Annotated in this window: 15 protein-coding genes; 10 read left to right on the top strand and 5 right to left on the bottom strand. The window is 38.6% G+C overall.

Translation table 11 applies throughout. The features are described from left to right. Nucleotides 1-1,632: an RluA family pseudouridine synthase gene (locus tag ACE1B6_RS05005; RefSeq protein ID WP_413256144.1), complete on the top strand. Its 1,632-nt coding sequence runs from the start codon at nt 1-3 to the stop codon at nt 1,630-1,632. An 8-nt stretch (nt 1,633-1,640) separates the two neighbouring features. On the opposite strand, the gene ACE1B6_RS05000 is transcribed toward ACE1B6_RS05005, so the two are convergent. Further along, complete coding sequence (locus ACE1B6_RS05000) at nt 1,641-2,432, bottom strand: tryptophan-rich sensory protein (RefSeq protein ID WP_413256143.1); 792 nt, start codon at nt 2,430-2,432, stop codon at nt 1,641-1,643. A gap of 55 nt (nt 2,433-2,487) precedes the next feature. Between ACE1B6_RS05000 and ACE1B6_RS04995 the strand changes: the two genes are divergently transcribed. From ACE1B6_RS04995 to ACE1B6_RS04985, 3 genes are all read left to right on the top strand, one after another. Continuing rightward, nucleotides 2,488-4,263, top strand: a complete 1,776-nt coding sequence (locus ACE1B6_RS04995; protein WP_413256142.1) for an ABC transporter ATP-binding protein — start codon at nt 2,488-2,490, stop codon at nt 4,261-4,263. Nucleotides 4,264-4,404: 141 nt separating this feature from the next. Further along, on the top strand, nt 4,405-6,189 hold the full coding sequence (locus ACE1B6_RS04990; protein WP_413256141.1) for an ABC transporter ATP-binding protein: 1,785 nt from the start codon (nt 4,405-4,407) through the stop codon (nt 6,187-6,189). Nucleotides 6,190-6,250: 61 nt separating this feature from the next. Beyond that, complete coding sequence (locus ACE1B6_RS04985; RefSeq protein WP_413256140.1) at nt 6,251-6,901, top strand: NAD(P)H-dependent oxidoreductase; 651 nt, start codon at nt 6,251-6,253, stop codon at nt 6,899-6,901. A gap of 54 nt (nt 6,902-6,955) precedes the next feature. Here ACE1B6_RS04985 and msrB read toward each other — a convergent pair whose 3' ends face one another. Both msrB and ACE1B6_RS04975 read right to left on the bottom strand, forming a co-directional pair. Next, on the bottom strand, nt 6,956-7,375 hold the full coding sequence (gene msrB, locus ACE1B6_RS04980; RefSeq protein WP_413256139.1) for a peptide-methionine (R)-S-oxide reductase MsrB: 420 nt from the start codon (nt 7,373-7,375) through the stop codon (nt 6,956-6,958). A 279-nt stretch (nt 7,376-7,654) separates the two neighbouring features. Beyond that, complete coding sequence (locus ACE1B6_RS04975; protein WP_459562974.1) at nt 7,655-8,728, bottom strand: class I SAM-dependent methyltransferase; 1,074 nt, start codon at nt 8,726-8,728, stop codon at nt 7,655-7,657. A 361-nt stretch (nt 8,729-9,089) separates the two neighbouring features. On the opposite strand from ACE1B6_RS04975, the gene ACE1B6_RS04970 reads away from it, so the two are divergent. Both ACE1B6_RS04970 and ACE1B6_RS04965 read left to right on the top strand, forming a co-directional pair. Next, nucleotides 9,090-9,650 carry a GNAT family N-acetyltransferase gene (locus ACE1B6_RS04970; protein WP_413256137.1) on the top strand — a complete coding sequence of 187 codons (561 nt, stop codon included), beginning with the start codon at nt 9,090-9,092 and terminating at the stop codon, nt 9,648-9,650. 65 nt (nt 9,651-9,715) lie between these two features. Next, the gene (locus ACE1B6_RS04965) at nt 9,716-10,369 is read left to right on the top strand and encodes a glutathione S-transferase family protein (RefSeq protein WP_413256136.1); all 654 of its coding nucleotides are present in this window, start codon (nt 9,716-9,718) and stop codon (nt 10,367-10,369) included. Between the two features lie 90 nt (nt 10,370-10,459). Here the strand turns inward: ACE1B6_RS04965 and ACE1B6_RS04960 are convergent, their stop codons facing one another. Both ACE1B6_RS04960 and ACE1B6_RS04955 read right to left on the bottom strand, forming a co-directional pair. After that, a complete protein-coding gene (locus ACE1B6_RS04960; protein ID WP_413256135.1) occupies nt 10,460-10,918 on the bottom strand; it encodes a pentapeptide repeat-containing protein in 459 nt (152 codons plus the stop codon). 168 nt (nt 10,919-11,086) lie between these two features. Then, entirely contained in the window at nt 11,087-11,551 is a 465-nt protein-coding gene (locus ACE1B6_RS04955) for a GNAT family N-acetyltransferase (RefSeq protein ID WP_413256134.1), read from the bottom strand. 79 nt (nt 11,552-11,630) lie between these two features. Between ACE1B6_RS04955 and ACE1B6_RS04950 the strand changes: the two genes are divergently transcribed. From ACE1B6_RS04950 to ACE1B6_RS04935, 4 genes are read left to right on the top strand one after another with little or no spacing between them, the layout of a single operon-like run. Beyond that, on the top strand, nt 11,631-13,010 hold the full coding sequence (locus ACE1B6_RS04950) for a glycoside hydrolase 100 family protein (protein WP_413256133.1): 1,380 nt from the start codon (nt 11,631-11,633) through the stop codon (nt 13,008-13,010). A 22-nt stretch (nt 13,011-13,032) separates the two neighbouring features. Further along, nucleotides 13,033-13,596 carry a COP23 domain-containing protein gene (locus ACE1B6_RS04945; protein ID WP_413256132.1) on the top strand — a complete coding sequence of 188 codons (564 nt, stop codon included), beginning with the start codon at nt 13,033-13,035 and terminating at the stop codon, nt 13,594-13,596. 13 nt (nt 13,597-13,609) lie between these two features. Next, entirely contained in the window at nt 13,610-15,289 is a 1,680-nt protein-coding gene (locus ACE1B6_RS04940) for a WD40 domain-containing protein (protein WP_413256131.1), read from the top strand. Nucleotides 15,290-15,317: 28 nt separating this feature from the next. Beyond that, nucleotides 15,318-16,967 (top strand): trypsin-like peptidase domain-containing protein, encoded by a 1,650-nt coding sequence (locus tag ACE1B6_RS04935; protein ID WP_413256130.1) that lies wholly within the window; start codon nt 15,318-15,320, stop codon nt 16,965-16,967. Nucleotides 16,968-17,009 lie beyond the last annotated feature (42 nt).

The raw sequence follows: 17,009 nt of genomic DNA, 5'->3' as shown, positions 1-17,009 counted from the left end.
ATGTCATTCTTAGCAGATTTTATAGATAGCAATTTTGCTGTCAGTGACTCACCTATTAGTTATTGGTATCAAGGATATTGTCCCCAAACTGGGGATTTATTGAAGTTACCTCGCACGCCGTTAGCGGAGGCGATCGCCAAAAGTTTAATGCAGCAAATGAAGACAGACGATCGCTTTTCCCGTGAGGGCAAAATGTATGGCATATTAATTGTAGAATTGCCTAATGGGGAATTAGAAGTTTTCAAAGCTTTTTCGGGACTGCTTAATGGTTGTAGTGTGGTAGAAGGTTGGGTTCCGCCAATTCCGGGGAGAGAGGAATTAGTATTAGAAGAAACTCGCACTTTAGAGCAATTAGAAGCAATTAAAAAGGAATTAATTAGGCTGAAGCAACTCCCGGAAAGACAAGAGTATGAAAGGCTATTTGGTGAGTTTGAGGAAAAGTTGGGGAAAATTAGCGATCGCCACCAGCAAACTAAACAAAAACGCCAAGAAAAACGCCAAATTCTCTGCCAAACTCTCAACGGAGAAGCACTTAACCAAGCTTTAGAAGAACTCAATAATCAAAGTCGTTTAGAAGGAATTGAAAAACGGCAATTTAAACGCCAAAAAGATGCTGTTTTACAACCTATTAAAGAGTTAATTGCTCAAGCAGATGCCCAAATTCGAGAATTAAAAAAGCAGCGTCAAGAATTATCTCGTCATTTACAAACCCAAATGCACGCTGTTTACTCTTTAACTAATTTTTCGGGGAAATCTCTTACTTTGCAACAATTAATGCCTAGAGGTTTACCTACTGGAACGGGTGATTGTTGCGCTCCTAAATTGCTACATTATGCTGCGAATCATAATCTGAAACCCTTGGCAATGGCGGAATTTTGGTGGGGTAAAAGTTCAGTGAATGGGGATAAAATCGCTGGAGAATTTTATGGGGCTTGCGTTGAAAGATGTCAGCCATTAATGGGTTTTTTATTATCGGGAATGACTCCTAAAGAAGCAAGGGAAAAAATTGAGATACTTTACGAAGATGAATGGTTAATTGCGGTAAATAAACCTGCGGGATTACTTTCTGTACCAGGACGTTACAGCTATAATCAAGATAGTGTTGTTAGTCGGTTGCGTCAGCTGTTACCTGATGGAATGATGTTGACTGCTGTGCATCGTTTGGATCGAGGAACTTCGGGAGTTTTGTTGTTAGCACGTCACCGGGAAAGTTATCGCCTATTGAGTCAACAGTTTCAAGAAAGACAGGTGCGGAAGGTTTATGAAGCGGTGCTTTCTGGTGTTTTGTTAATTGACAAAGGTGCGATCGAGTTACCGCTTTGGGGAGATCCAGAAAATCGCCCGTTGCAGACTGTTAATTGGCAATATGGTAAACCGAGTGTAACTCATTTTCAGGTAATTTCTAGGGAGATGAATTACACTCGTGTTGAGTTTTTTCCGGTGACAGGACGTACTCATCAAATTAGGGTTCATGCTGCTGATGAACAGGGGTTAGGAATGGTGATTTTAGGCGATCGACTTTATGGTTGTAATGCTAATGTGAATCGCTTACATTTACACGCCAAAGAAATTTGTTTTCAGCATCCCCATTTAGGAAAAAGTTTATCTGTTCAAGTAAACACTCCGTTTTGAAATATAATTTAGGTGCTGATTTCCCTAGTGTTTCTAAATTGGTTAAAGATTAATATTGCGACTAAGGCGATCGCACTTAAAATAGCAATAATCCAAATTACAGGATTAGCGAAATTACGCAAAGCAATTGCTACCTCAGCCCAAACAAAGACTAATGTAAAAGCAATATCTCCTCTTTGAATGGCAACAATGGCAGCAATAACTGTAGCAATAATCAGCATAATTGCAGTCCATCCAGTATCATTAATAACTCCTCCATCCCAACCAGAAATGTAAAGCGCCGCAGCTACATTGACAATTGTTGCTACGGAAATCCAACCAAGATAAATACTAAAGGGAATTTGGGCGAACCATCTTCTTTCCCGCGATGCTTGCAATCGGTTATTTCTTAATAGCAAATAGATTCTGATTAATGGCAAGAGAATAATTAACATTGCCAGTACAGAAGGCCAAAACAACTGCACGGTAAATAAGTATACCCAAAGAATTTGCGCCAAACTAGCAAGAATTACCAAAGCATTAACTTGTTTAATTGTGGATCTACTTCGCTGAGAAGGGCGAAGTTGATAAATGCTGTAGGCAATTAATCCTAAGTAAATTAATCCCCAAATTGCAAAGGCATAATTGGCGGGAATTATCAGTACACCTTGTAAAATTGTGTTAGCAATATCACCAATATTTCTGCCTCCGGGTGGGAAAAAGTTTGATAAGCTGTTAACAATTATGGTGGCGAAGATGGTGATTAGAGTGGCGATCGCTAATCCCAATCCAGAATTAGATTCTTGTCTCGATGCGTTCATAAGTTTGATTTACTAATTAAACTAGGAATATTTCAGTTTACAAAGGTGAGTTACATTGCAGCAACCAGAATTTGAAGATAATTCCTCAGTGTTCCCACTTCAGCGAGTGCTAGGAAGTCTCAGCGCCTACCGTTGGACTGCACTGGGAGCAGTACTTAGTTCGTTGCTTTTAACAGCAGCTTATGCGATCACTCCGCAACTTTTTCGCTGGGCGATCGATGAAGGTATTACTGACAATGACCTGAAAGTTGTATTTTACAGTGCTGCCTGGATGGTTGTAGCAGCGATCGCACGCGGTTTATTTAACTTTGGGCAAAGTTTTTGGGCAGAAACTACCGCTCAAGGAGTTGTTTACGATTTGCGAAATCAGATTTTTACTAAAATTCAAAACTTGAGTTTCAGCTATCACGATCAAGCACAAACTTCGCAGTTATTAACTCGTGTTACTAGCGATATTGAACAAATTCGTACTTTTTTAAGTACTAGTTTAATGCAAGTAATTAGTGCAATAGTAACGCTATTTACTATTGCTACAATCTTGCTGATTATGAATTGGGAATTGGCATTAATTACTTTAACAGTTGTCCCAATGTCAGCATTCTTGATGGCACGATTTTTGCAAAAAAATAGCAAACTGTTTGGACAAGTACAACAAGAATTGGGAAATCTAAACACTGTATTACAAGAAAATTTATTTGGTGTAAGAGTGGTGAAGGCATTTGTGCGGGAATCAGCGGAAACTCAGCGTTATACAAGGCTAAATGATGCTTTGCTGAAAACCAATATGAGGACTATTCTCGCGATTCGTAATACTTTCCCATTCATCTTTTTGTTGAGTAATATCGTCTCAGTAATTGTGATTGGTTATGGCGGTATCGCAGTGATTAGAGATAAATTTTCTCTTGGCGAATTAGTGGCGTTTAATTCTTATTTACTGTTAATTTTACAACCTGTTTTGTTAATTGGTTTTGCGGCTCCAGCGATCGCTGGAGCCGCTGCTTCTGCTCAAAGAGTTTATGAAGTAGTAGATGCGAAAATTGAAATTCGCGATCGCTCCAATGCTGTACCATTTGAAATGTGTGGCGGGAGAATCACCTTTGAAAATGTTTGTTTCCGCTACCCAGGAGCGACTACAGAAGCCCTTAAAGGTGTTTCTTTTGAAACCAAACCTAAAGAATTAATCGCTATTTTAGGGATGACTGGTTCGGGGAAAAGCACAATTATTAACTTAATTCCTCGATTTTATGATGTTACTTCTGGTGCGGTTCGGATTGATGGGCGAGATGTGAGAGATTTTACTTTAGCAAGTTTGCGATCGCACATTGGCATTGTTTTTCAAGAAACCACATTATTTTCTGGTACGATTCGAGAAAATATTACTTATGCCAAACATAATGCCACAATGGAACAGGTAATTGAGGTAGCAAAAACTGCTCAAATTCACGATTTTATTATGAGTTTACCTGATGGTTACGAAACAATTGTTGGCGAACGAGGCGTAGGTTTGTCGGGTGGACAAAAGCAGAGAATTGCGATCGCTCGTACCCTACTAACAGATTACAGCATTCTGATTTTAGATGATAGCACTTCGGCGGTTGATGCAAAAACTGCGGCGCAAATTCAAGAAGAACTTGATTATTTAATGCGCCAAAAAACCTGTACAGCTTTTGTGATTGCTCAAAGAATTAGCACGGTGAAAAATGCCGATCGCATTTTGTTAATGGATAAAGGAAGATTAGTCGCCCAAGGAACTCATGAAGAATTAATGAGAACTAGCCCGTTATATGGAGCAATTTTAGAATCCCAAGTAAAGCAAACAATTCAAACATAAATTATGCCAAAGAAAGCATACCATAGAGAAACATTCTTGCATTATGTTGCAGGCTGTTTAAAGTATCAAGGATTACCTAACAGCCTGGAAGATAGGGAAAATGCTGTAGGTCAAAATGTAAAAAACTTATGAGGAATTAGGATGAGAAGTCACAGTTCAGTTGTTGGAGCGGAGCAAAAAGTAACTCAGCAATCGAAAACATTAGAGCGTTTTTTGCAGTACCTCCGACCTTATCGGAAAGATATCCCCATTGCTATAACTTTAGTATCGATCGGTGCGATCACACAATCCGTTGGCCCTTTCTTAATTGGTTGGTCAATTGACAATTTAATTGCCCAAGGAAACGTGCGCGGATTGTTTTTAATGTTGGGAATATTGGTACTAATTTACATTTTGGGTATTGCAGCAATTCGAGAACAAATTATGCGAATTGGCTGGATTATGCAAGGGCTACTCGCGCAACTGCGACAAGATATTTTTCTAAAAATTCAAAGTTTGCCTGTGAGTTTTTTCGATCGCAGCGAAGCAGGCGATTTAATGAGCCGTTTGCTTAATGATGTGAACACAGTTAATCAGGCATTTGGACAAACAGTTGCTCAAATGTTAGGTAACTTATTGAGCTTATTTGCCATTATTATTGCCATGTTTGCGATTAACTGGAAACTGGCATTATTGAGTAATTTTGTTGTGCCTTTAATGATTTTTACTACCGGATTTTTCTCCCAATGGGCGAGAAAGAAATTTCGCGTTACCAGAGAAACAATTGGCGAACTTTCTACTAAATTGGAAGAAGGAATTACCAGTGTCCGAGAAGCTCAAGCTTTCAATCGCATTGATTTAAATATTCGCGAGTTTGCTCTGTTAAATGCAGCTAATCGTGATGCCAATATTCAAGCAGTAGCAATTACCTCCGCCTTTTTACCTTCCATTGATTTTCTCAACACTTTAGCCACTGGCGCAGTATTAGCTTATGGCGGTTATTTAGCGGTGACTGGCGCTGCTACTGTGGGAGTTGTTACGGCTTTTTTAATCTACGTGCAGCAGTTCTTTCGCCCAATTCAAATCCTCAGTCAATTTTACACTCAAGCTCAATCTGCGATCGCCGGATTAGAGCGAATTTTCCTTTTATTAGATGAACCAGCAGAACTTCAAGATGCCCTTAATGCTCAAGAAATGCCCCAGATTAAAGGTGAGGTAAAATTTGAAAATGTCTCTTTTGGTTATAATCCAAATCAATTGGTACTTAAACAAGTAAATTTACAAGCTCAACCAGGAGAAACGATCGCTTTAGTTGGGCCAACTGGAGCCGGGAAAACGACAATTATTAACTTAATTTTGCGGTTTTATGATGTTTCTGATGGGGCGGTTAAAATCGATAATATTGATGTCAAAGGTGTGACTCAGGCGAGTTTACGCCGTCAAATGGGGATTGTTTTACAAGATAATATTTTGTTTAGTGGAACTGTGGCGGAAAATATCGCTTTTGGTTGTCCTAATGCGACGCAAGCTGATATTGAAGCGGCTGCACAATTAGCAAATGTGCATGAATTTATCACTTCATTATCCGAAGGATATATGACTCAATTAGGTGAAAGAGGCGCACCTTTAAGTCAGGGACAAAGACAGTTAGTTAGTATTGCTCGTGCGGTATTAATTAATCCGCGAATTCTAATTTTAGATGAAGCTACTAGTAGTATTGATACTAGAACCGAAGCTTTAGTCCAAGATGCGATCGCACGCCTATTAAAAGGACGTACCAGCTTTGTAATTGCTCACCGTCTGAGCACAGTAACTAAAGCAGATCAAGTATTAGTAATTCAACAAGGAGAAATTGTTGAACGAGGAACTCACCAAGAACTCATAGCCAAACAGGGAATTTACGCTAATCTCTATGCTTTGCAATTAGGGGCAAATTCTACTCGATAGATCTTGCATTTTTGGGGGAGTTGTCTACTATAATCAAGGTAACTTTACAAAACTAAACAACATGATTAGTACTGTAGTTGCTCCCGATCAAGTACTCCAACAATTAAATTGGCGGTATGCTACTAAAAAGTTCGATCCAAACAAAAAGATCTCTGCTGAAGTTTGGAAAACCCTGGAACAAAGTTTAGTACTCGCACCTTCCTCGTTTGGTTTACAACCTTGGAAGTTTTTTGTAGTAGATAATCCCGAACTTCGCCAAAAATTAGTCGAACATTCTTGGGGACAAACACAGGTTGTTGAAGCTTCCCATTTGGTAGTTTTAGCGATTAAAAAAGATATAAATGACGCAGATGTAGACCATTACATTGAAAAGATGTCTGAAGTGCGTCAAGTACCTATAGATTCTTTGCAAGGCTTCAGCAACGTAGTTAAAAATTTCCTGAAAAATCCTCCTGTCAAACTTGATGAATGGGCTGCTAGACAAGTTTATATTGCTTTGGGTCAATTAATGACTGCTGCGGCAATGTTAGAAATTGATACTTGTCCAATGGAAGGTTTTAATCCTATTAAATACAACGAATTATTAGGATTAACCGAGCAAGGATATTCAGCAGTTGTAGTTTGTCCGTTGGGTTATCGTGCAGCAGATGATAAATATGCTGCTCTGCCAAAAGTGCGTTTTCCTACTGAAGAAGTAGTTGAGTATATTTAGGCAAAAAATAAAGTAGAGACGTTTCATGAAACGTCTCTACTGTTTTCAATTATTCTAGTCAGAAGTTTGTTCAGGAATGAACTTTAATGCTACTCCATTCATACAATAACGTTGACCAGTAGGTTTTGGCCCATCATTAAAAACGTGACCCAAATGCCCACCGCAACGGCGACAATGAACTTCAGTTCTAGTCATGAAAAAAGAGCGATCGACAGTTGTTTCGATCGCACCATCAATGGGCGCAAAAAAGCTAGGCCAACCAGTACCACTGTTGAATTTAGTATCAGCAGTAAACAGGGGTAACTCACAACCAGCACAGACAAAAGTACCTTTGTCGTAAACTTTATCTAAGGGACTGGTGCCTGCTCTTTCTGTACCATGTTTCCGCAACACATTAAATTGCTCGGGCGTTAAGATTTCTCGCCATTCTTGTTCGGTTTTCGTAACTTCAAATTCTTGCTTAGATGTGGTCATGGTATTTATGGCAAAGTTAGTAGATTCAGCAATTGGCTAAGGTTTCTACTTTCACTTTACCGCAAATTTTCCCAAAATTCAGAAGCTACTTTTGCTTTCAGACTGATTCAACTGGGAGATTTGGGAGGATAAATTCTTCAGATCAGTTAGGGAAAAAACTTGGCTACTATTTAAGAGTCGCGGTTTGTTTTTAGCCAAACTCTGACGGCGTAGCACCAAGTTACAAATTTTGCACATGAGCAATTACCCTAGAGATTGTACATGGAAATTTAGTCAGTTTTAATCCTTTCTGACAATGTAGTAATCGTTTTGCAAATCGTGTTCTAGTTGTTTAACTTCTACATGAGTGAATCCGGCATCAGCTAACATTTGTAATGCCTTTTCTTGCCCCCACATTGTACCCAGTCCCATGCCACCATCTGCCAGAGAAACTGTCATGCAGTGCATACAGGAAACAGTGTAAAGGAATGGGGCAATTGGATGATCTAAGTTATCATTTACTTCGGTGGCGGCATGGATATCTTGCATTAAATAAACGCCATCAGGACGTAAGGCTTTGTGAATGTTCTGTAAAACAACATCAGGTTTTGCTTGATCGTGAATTGCGTCAAAGGTGGTTATTAAATGATAGCGATCGCTTTCGTTAAAAGTAGCAGCATCTTTAATTTGAAAGCGAACATTATTCAATCTTTTTTGTTGAGCTTCAGCGGTAGCAGTGGCGATCGCTTCTGACGAAATATCGTATCCCCAAAATTTACTATTAGGAAATAACTCCGCCAATTTAGTTATCGCTCGACCCCTACCACAACCAACATCTAACACATTAATTCCATGAGCCAAAGCCTCTTTTATTCCCGGAATTAATGGCAAAATATACTCTTCTAAAGCAGCTACTACCGTTTGTCCGCTTTCTTCCGCCATGACTTCATGAAAGCGTTTATATTCGGAATAAGGTACACCACCACCTTGGGAAAAACAATCTACAATTTTGTCTTCTACTGTTCCTAAAACAGAAATAAATTGGGCGATCGGAGCCATATTATTTGCTCCTGCTGACTTAGTTAAAAAAGCTGAATGTTCAGGAGGTAAATAGTAAGTTTTTTCCGCCGGATCGTAATCAATTAACTGTCCTGTTACCATTGCTCCTAACCATTCTCGGACATACCTTTCATTTAAGCCTGCGGTATCAGCAATTTCCTGGCTAGTAGCAGGTGGTAATTCTGCTAAAGTATCAAACAATTTGGTACGATGACCGACAGAAATCATTAGCGCCAGTGCGCCATCATTGAGAACGCCAAGGATGCGATCGGTAAATATTTCTGCTTTCGTTGCATCAAAAGTTTGTGTTGTCATCATTATTTAACCCTCCTTTACTCGATATTGACAAATTGGGAGTTTACAGTTGATGATTGGTTCAGAGAGATTTAATTAAGGATAATGCGTTTATTATTTTTCTCACTTTAATCTGGCGATGTTTAAAGGTTAGGTAAAAGTCGGGAAGAAATAGGGAAGATGAAAAGCTAAAAATAGCGATCGTAGTGGGTAAGTACATAGTTGGTTAGGTGATAATTGTCACTTTTAAGATCGGAAAATAGATAATTCTCTCTGACTATTGTCGATTTAAACCCACTTTGAACAGTAATAATTAATGCTGTTGAATCTTCTCTTTCCGGTTGTGAAACTTTAGTATTTACGACGGAAGTAGTATTTTTCTATGAATTTAAATCAAGAGAAACAACAACCAACTATTCACACAGAAAGATTGATTTTGCGCCCGTTTATGCTAAGTGATGCGCCAGAAGTGCAAAGGTTAGCGAGCGATCGGGCGATCGCAGCTGTCACTTTAACCATTCCTCACCCTTATGAAGATGGAATGGCTGAAGATTGGATTAAAACTCATTCAAAAGCTTTTGTAGAAGGGAAAGAGGTTGTTTTTGCTATTACATTTCCTGAGACTAATATATTATGTGGCGCAATTGGTTTACTAATAAATCGAGAGCATAATCGTGCTGAATTAGGTTATTGGATTGGTCAGCCTTTTTGGGGAAATGGTTATTGCACTGAAGCAGCTTTAGCTATAGTAAAATATGGCTTTGAATCTTTGGGATTACATCGCATTCATTCTTCCCATTTTTCTAGTAATCCTGCTTCTGGTAGAGTGATGCAAAAAATCGGAATGCGTTATGAAGGTTGTCTGCGTCAACATCTTTTGAAATGGGGAAATTTTGAGGATAGAGTACAATACGGCATTCTTAAAAGTGAGTGGAAAATTTAGTTTTTTGAACCGCAGAGGCGCAGAGAACGCAGAGAAGAATATCTGTAGTTATTGAGGTGAATTAAATGTTGAAGTTTTACTTTAGTCCGATTTCTTTAAATGCTCGTCGTGTTTGGGTAGCTTTGTTGGAAAAACAAATTACTTTTGAGCCTGTACAAATGAAGTTAGATGGCGATCATTTTCAACCGGAATTTACGGCGATTAACCCTTTACAACGGGTTCCTGTAATTATTGATGATGGCTTTACAGTAGTAGAATCTTTGGCGATTTTGGATTATTTAGAAGCGAAATACCCAACACCATCTTTGATACCAAAAGAACCTCAAACAATGGCAAAAGTTCGCATGGTAGAAATGGTTGCTGTTAATGAATTTCAACCTGCTACTTTGCCACTTACTAAACAAATGGTTGGTTTAGAGGTGGAATACTCTAAAATTGCAGCCACAAAACAGCGAATTAATACAATATTACAGTTTTACGAAAATTTGTTGGGAGACAACACTTATTTTGCTGGAGAAATGTTTAGTTTAGCTGAAGTTGTAGCGGGAACTTTGCTGCAATCTTTACCGATGTTTGGCATGGCGATCGACATTTACCCTAAACTAAATAACTGGTTACAAAGATTGCAACAACGAGAAAGTTTCCAACAGACAACTGCTTCACCCGAACAGATTGAAGCCGTACTTCCCCAAATTAAAAAGATTTTAGCAACTCGCTAATTTCAAAGTCCGTTGTAACGACTTCAGTCAGTTACTTGCGAGAGTGAATGACTGAAGTCGTTACAACGAACTTAGGGATTTTATGGTTTTTTAGGGCCAACCTTTATATTCTTCTAAATCTTCTCCACCAACGCCAATTGCTGTGTTAAAGATAGTGGCATCAGTGATGTTCAAATCATTCATGGAAGCGCCATAAACATTCGCGTCATTAATAGTAGCGTTAGCAAAGTTAACGCCATCAAGATTAGTTTGGCGCATATCTGCATTAGTCAGGAAAGCTTCGGTTAAATTAGCTCCCATTAAGTTAGCACCAGATAAATCTGCTCCTTCTAAATTGGTATTTGTGAGATTAGCATTTTTCAGATTAGCTTCTCTCAAATCAGCACCAATTAAGTGTGCGCCACTCAAATCTGCTCCTGACAAATCACAGTTAGCACATTCCCCAGTTGACAATAACTTTTGGACATGAAGCGGATTGAAAGCCAACACTGGGTTAGTCAAAAACAGGGGTGCGATTAAGCCTAATGTCGCTAAATGAAAGAATCTCATTGTCTCCCCCTTTCCACAATTTGGTTTACTTAGATTCCTCACTCTTCTATTGTCTCACTAAATCTAATTTCGGTCTCGATCTTTACCACAATCTTAATGTGACAGCAGAAAGACTGTACCGTTGATCTAGATCACTGAGATTTAACAAAATTAAAGTGATTAAGAAAATCATAGGATTATTTTTTGCATCTTGAATCGTTCAAATTGAGTATTTTTGCGATCGACTATTTCCCTTTCAACTACCGAAAAGCCCATTTTTAAGAAGAAATGTTTCGAGATGTGACTGGCTTCGGTATGTAAGCGTGGCACATTTTGAGTAATAGCATAATCTTCTAATTGCTGGTAAATCTTGGTGGCGTAACCTTTTCTACTAACGCGAGTAGCTGTATAAAGAAAAGCAACACGATCGAGAGGGTTTAATTGTCCAAAAGCTACCAATTCTCCTTTGTCAAGTGCCACAATGGTTAAACCTTGACTAAGTAAATGGTGAAATTCTTCTAAGTCTTCGGGAAATGATGACCAAACTTCAATTTGTTTGGCATTATAAGCTGTTGAGCCGATGCCAATTACCGCATCTCGATAAATTGCTGCTAAAATTTCGACATCTGATGGCTGATACTCGCGAATTGACATTTTAGTTCCCTACTTGGTTGTCAGCACTTCATAAACTTTTATAATAATTCTAATTATGTAATTTAGAGAGGTCTTAGAGTTGAGCGACAAAAATTTAGTAGAACAAGCATGGATAGCACTGGAAAAGTCAATTATTTATTACCAAGGAAGACCGATCGGTACTATAGCTGCTTGCGATCCTGATATTGCAGCGTTAAATTACGATCAATGTTTTATTCGTGACTTTGTTTCTTCTGCACTGATTTTTTTAATTAAAGGCAGAAGTGATATTGTGCGTAATTTCTTAGAAGAAACATTGAAATTACAGCCGAAAAAAACACAGTTAGATTCCGCTACCCCTAGTCGGGGGTTGATGCCAGCTAGTTTTAAGATTATTTTAGTTCATGGACAAGAATATTTAAAAGCTGACTTTGGTGAACACGCGATCGGTCGAGTTGCGCCCGCTGATGCTGGTTTGTGGTGGATTATTTTGTTACGTGCTTATGCGATCGCTACTGACGATTATTCTTTAGTTAAAAGAGAGGATTTTCAACAAGGAATTCGTTTAATTTTGCAACTTTGTTTAGCAACTCGATTTGATATGTATCCGATGTTGTTAGTTCCTGATGCAGCTAGTATGATCGATCGCCGCATGGGATTATACGGACATCCTTTAGATATTCAATCGTTATTTTATGCCGCACTTCGCGCCAGTTTGGAACTTTTAACCCCCCATCAAGAAAATCAAACAATTATTCAGGCAGTACATTATCGGTTGCCACCTTTATTAAAGCAATTACGGGAAAATTATTGGTTGGATATTGATAGATTGAATGTAATTTATCGCTATCAAGTTGAAGAATACGGCGAACAAGCACTCAACCAGTTTAATATTTATTCTGATTCCATTCCGTTTTATAAATTAGCTAAATGGTTGCCGGAAGCAGGAGGTTATTTAGCGGGAAATTTAGGCCCTTCGCAATTGGATAGTCGCTTCTTTGCTTTAGGTAATTTAATGGCAATTATTGTTTCTTTAACTGATGAAGAACAGTCCCAGAGAATTCTGAATTTGATTGAATTGCGCTGGACTGATTTAATCGGTAATATGCCAATGAAATTGTGCTATCCAGCAGTGGAAGATACAGAATGGAAAATTGTTACTGGTGCCGATCCAAAAAATCGCCCTTGGTCATATCATAATGGTGGAAGTTGGCCTGTTTTACTTTGGATGTTAACAGCGGCAGCGAAAAAAATGGATCGAGGTGAATTAGCACATCATGCGATCGCGATCGCGGAACGCCGCCTCTTGAAAGATCATTGGCCCGAATATTACGACGGTCAAGATGGTAGATTAATTGGTAAAGAAGCGAGAAAATACCAAACTTGGACAATTGCAGGTTACTTATTAGCTAAGGAGTTTATTGCTAATCCAGATTACTTAAATTTAGTAACTTTCCCCTTTGAAAATGTCTCAGTCTAGCAATTTTACTGTTGTTTTAACTATGAAAATTTTCCCTTGGTTACAATTATCTACAGCGATCGCTTTTGTTAGTGCGATCGTCACACCTCAACCAAGTTTCGGACAAAATGTTACTTTCTTCTGTGGCACTATTAATGGTTCTCCTGCTACTATTGCCCGTACTGGCACACAAGAAATACCGTTAATTATCTGGGATATTACTAACTCAGGTCAAGGAAGTAGTCCACGACAACGCTGCGAAGAAGCTTCTACTAATTTTCAAAATTATCGCAATGAAGGCACTTTTAATTACATTACCACAGAAAGAAAAGATGGGCGGTTAGTAGTTTGTTTTGCCACAAAAGAAAATGAACCTTGTCGCGGTATATTGTTTCCCTTAAATCCTAACGAAACAAATCCGAGAAATGCTTTACAAAGAATTTTTCGGATTCGAGTTGTTTCAAGTGCTCCAATTAATGAAACAGGCGATCGACTCTACATTAGCTTAGATCGGTTTCTCCGAGGTGGATATCCTAGTTTAATTCCTAATAATCGACCAAATCCTCGACCTCAACCTAGTCCTAATACTAGTCCTTCTCCCAACTGACGGTGAAAAACAAATGAAGCTTTATTATCAGTTATCGGCAGCATTAATGGGCTCAGTAGTGATAATTTCACAACCATTAATGGTAGTTTCGCAAAGTTCAGTAGATGAACAGGCGATCGCTAGTATGGCAAGAGAAATCACCGTCGTAATTAATGGACAAAATCCCGGTTCCGGTGTAATTATTGGCAAACAAAATAACACTTATTATGTTCTCACTGCCAAGCACGTAGTCGCTACTCAAGATGAATATGAAATCGTTACTTCTGATGCTATTAAACACCCTTTAAACTATAGCAAAGTGCAAAAAATTCCTGGTGTTGATTTAGCTTTAGTGCAGTTTACTAGTAATAACAATTACCGGGTTGCTCAATTAGGAAATTCTGCTAATATTACAGAAGGCGTAACAGTTTTTACATCAGGTTGGCCCCATCCCGGACGGGCAATTACTCAAAGAATTTACCAATTAACTAAGGGTAATATTTCTGGTCGTCCCTTAGAAAGTTTAGAAGATGGCTATGAATTAGTTTACACTAATATTACTCGTTCCGGCATGAGTGGTGGCCCTGTTTTAGATGCCCAAGGTCGAGTAATTGGGATTCACGGAAGGGGCGAAGGAGAATCGATTTTCAACCCTGATACTGGACAAACAATTGATGTGAAATCAGGCTTTAATTTAGCAATTCCGATTAACTCATTCTTGAAAATTGCTGCTCAAAATGGAATTAAAATACCTTATTTAGGAGATGATTTTACTTTAGTAAATACTTTATCTGATACTAAAAAAGTTGTATCCGTTGCTATTAGTTCCGATGGTCAAACGATCGCCAGTGGTTTAGCAGATGGCAGCATTAAATTATGGCACAAAAACACTGGCAAAGAATTGCGTACTTTGATTGGACATTCTCGCAGCGTTCATTCTCTAGCTATTAGTGCTGATGGTCAAACTCTTGCTAGTGGCAGTCGAGACACAACGATTAAAATCTGGAATATTCAAACTGGAAAATTGCTGCATACGCTAACAGAAACTCCCGGTTTAATTGTGTCAGTGGCAATTAGTCCAGATGGACAAACGATCGCTAGTGGTAGCGTGGAAGATAGAGTTATTAGAATTTGGAACTTACATTCTGGGAAATTACTACATAGTTTAACCGGACATTCTTATCCAATTTGGTCGATCGCTTTTACTCCAGACAGTCAAACTCTTGTTAGCAGTAGTGTCGATCGAACTATTAAAATTTGGGATGTAAGCAAAGGTCAATTACTGCGTACTCTCACCGGACATTTAAACATTATTAAATCTGTCGCTGTTAGTCCTTACGGAGCAATTATTGCTAGTGGAACTTATAGTAATAAAGACGTTACCGGAGGAGTAAATAGTACTGAAGATGATTCAACTATTAAAATTTGGAATCGCAATACTGGCGAATTATTGCGGACTTTGAAAGGACATTCAGGGACAATTTCTTCTTTAGCGATCGATCCCTTTGGACATATCCTTGCTAGTGGCAGTTATGATGGTACTATCAAAATTTGGAGCTTGCATACTGGACAATTATTACATACTTTAGATGTGAAGAATCGCCAAGGATCTCCTGTGGAAGTGTTATCGATCGCTTTTGGCGGAGACGCGCAAACTTTAATTAGCGGAAGTGCAGATGGCACAGTAAAAATTTGGCAAATAACTAAACCTTAAAAGAGTTTAAATCAGGGAATAAAACAAGATGAAACATAACTTTTTTAATGGATTATCAGCAGCAATAGTTGGTGCAACAATAGTAATAAATCAGCCACAAAGCACCGCCCCGCAAACATCAACCGAACAAATAGTATCCGCTGTTGCTAAAGATATCACTGTAATTATTAACGGACAAAATCCCGGTTCTGGCGTAATAATTTCCCAAAGAAATAACACTTACTACGTCTTAACTGCCAAGCACGTTGTTGCCACCCAAGATGAATATGAAATAATTACACCTGATGGTAAACAACATAAATTAGACTATCGCACAGTGAAAAAATTCCCCGGAGTAGACTTAGCAATGCTGCAATTTACTAGCGATCGAAAATATCGCATTGCCCTGTTAGGTAACTCCGATAGAATCAAAGAAGGGGCGACAGTTTATACTTCTGGTTGGCCCCATCCGGGAAGAGCAATAACAGAAAGAATTTATCAAGTTACCCAAGGAAAAGTTTCCGGTCGTCCCTTAAAACCTTTAGAAGATGGCTATGCTTTAGTTTACACAAATATTACGCGATCGGGAATGAGTGGCGGGCCAGTTTTAGATGATGAAGGGCACGTAATTGCGATTCACGGTAGGGCAGAAGGAGAATCAATAATTAATCCCGATACTGGGCAAACAATTGATGTGAAATCCGGCTTCAATTTAGGCATTCCTATTAATAGTTTCTGGGAAATAGCATCTAAACATAATATTAATTTGACCTACTCTTTGGTCAACTTTACTTTGTCTAAAAGTATCAAAACCACGCATAAAGCAGGAATTGTAGAAGTAGCTATTACTCCTGATGGACAAAATTTTGTCACTGGCAATAGTCAAGGGGAAATTCAACTATGGAACTTACAAACTGGAGAAGTACAAAAAACTATTGGTACCCATCCAGATGCAGTTACTTATGTTTTAATTAGTCCTGATGGACAAACTTTAGTAACTGGAGATGGCAAAACAATTAAAATTTGGCATCTCCGCACAGGTCAATTGAAAACTACTTTATCAGGAATTGCTCAGGAAATTAGTCCTAACGGTCAAATTTTGGCTGGTCGCACAGTCGAAGAGAAGACTAAAAGATATATACATTTATGGAATTTGCAAACTGGAGAACCAATCAAGTTTATCAAAGTAATAGAAGCACCTTTTACTTTCACTCCTAACGGTCAAATCGTACTTTATAATCGCTCAGAAGTGCAACTGTGGGATTTCAACACAGAAAAAGTACTAAATAATTTTAGAATTGCCGGACAAGAGCATCGTTCAACGGGCATATTAAACTGTGTTACTGTTAGTCCAGATGGTAAAACTTTAGCTGCGGAATGGTATGGTGGTAGAGTGAGACTTTGGAATTTAGAAACCGGAGAATTTATTCGCACTTTATCCGATCCTCCCAGCGGTGGAGATCATGTTTGTTTTTCTCGAACTTTTGATCCTAATGGACAAATTTATTTCAGTGGTAGTAGATTTGCTGCTAGTCGGAGTGTTTATATGTGGAATTTGCAAACTGGAAGGAGATTTCATTTACCAAAAGCTAATGCACCGATCGCACTTAGCCCCGATGGAAGAACAATTATTACTGCTGAACATATCGACGGTTCATCGTTTCATTTGATGAAAATTTGGCGATCGCCTGGGAGTTGAATCGATCGTTAAACTTCTTGTAAATTATGAAATCTTATTTTT

This window comes from Floridaenema fluviatile BLCC-F154, from assembly GCF_041929135.1.
GTDB classification, from domain to species: domain Bacteria; phylum Cyanobacteriota; class Cyanobacteriia; order Cyanobacteriales; family Aerosakkonemataceae; genus Floridanema; species Floridanema fluviatile.
The sequence above is the reverse complement of the archived record's forward strand: the minus strand, read 5'-3'. Positions and strand labels throughout refer to the sequence as shown.